2 protein-coding genes are annotated in these 1147 nt (G+C 28.6%); both read right to left on the bottom strand.

Annotated elements, in window-relative coordinates:
- A partial coding sequence (locus DWX73_RS13320; RefSeq protein ID WP_242996918.1) for an oligosaccharide flippase family protein occupies positions 1-251 on the bottom strand: 251 nt, incomplete at its 3' end.
- A gap of 33 nt (positions 252-284) precedes the next feature.
- Complete coding sequence (locus tag DWX73_RS13315) at positions 285-1091, bottom strand: ATP-grasp fold amidoligase family protein (protein WP_118349136.1); 807 nt, start codon at positions 1089-1091, stop codon at positions 285-287.
- Positions 1092-1147: the final 56 nt, after the last annotated feature.

The following is a 1147-nucleotide window of genomic DNA, read 5'->3' as shown; positions in this document are numbered from 1 at the left end:
AAAAAATTTTTTCTTAATTCTATACTGTTTTCTGAACTTTGAGAAATAATTCTTTGTCCATGACGCGAAATACCAAGTAACGATAAAATCACAAAATAATACGCTATTGAATTAGTATAAGAATAAATACCTATTGCGGTTTCCTGTAATGTTCTTGTTAAACATGGAGACAAAATCAAAGGCACAATAAGAATTAATCCTTGATACATAAATTGAAAGATAAAGTTTTTTGATAAACTTTGCTTATTCAATTATTTTACCTCACTTTTATTTTTTTATTTGCTTTACACTTTTATTGATGTGTCAATTTCCCATAAATTACCTAACATCATATCTGCTGATTCTGGCTCTATTTTTTCAAATCCACTAGAATTTGTAAATGTCATTTCTCCAAAATAAATCTTCCCTTCGACATTATACAAATCCACTCTAACATGTGCAAAACCTTCCGCAAGTGTTTCAGCAAGCATAACCATTTTTTCAAAATTTACCGGTTTTTCTACATCTTTTTCGTATATACCATAGTTATATTGATGCCACTCTTGCAATTCCCACTTCATATTGTATATATTTCGCCTATGTTCATGATAACGGCCTATGTCTACCCAGCAAAAATGTGCTTTTCCGTTGAAACATAAAAATTTATAGTCTTGCAAATCTGTAGATTTACTATCTATAAAACTCTCTGCAATTATTTTGGGATATATTTTGTTATAATGTAGTTCACAAGTATTATATCCAAACTTCATTTTTAAAAAATAGTTTAATTTTGCTCTGTAACCTCTAATTTGCTTTTCTGTCAACTCTGATTTATTGCGAATTATTATTACATCTCCTGACCCACAATTTGTTTTTAGCACAAACTGATCAGGTAATTTTTCAAAATTTATATCTTCTGCACTATCCCATACGCCTATTAAAGGAATAAGATACTCTTCCCCAATTTTCCCTTTTACCCATTCTCTTACTGCAAATTTATCTGAACATATCACCTTTCTCGGATCATTATCAAATAATTTTTCCCACTGCATTTTTTCTGAATATGTTCTAAGATTATTCCAATCAAGTTTTCTTCCGTGACGTTTTTTCAAATAATTTTTTGATCATATTTTCATCAATTTTTTTTATATCAAATTTTTTTTACTTT

The sequence above is a fragment of the Coprococcus sp. AF21-14LB genome, from assembly GCF_003458885.1.
Lineage (GTDB): Bacteria > Bacillota > Clostridia > Lachnospirales > Lachnospiraceae > UBA9414.
Note: the sequence above shows the minus strand (reverse complement) of the source record. Positions and strands in the feature narration are given on the sequence as shown.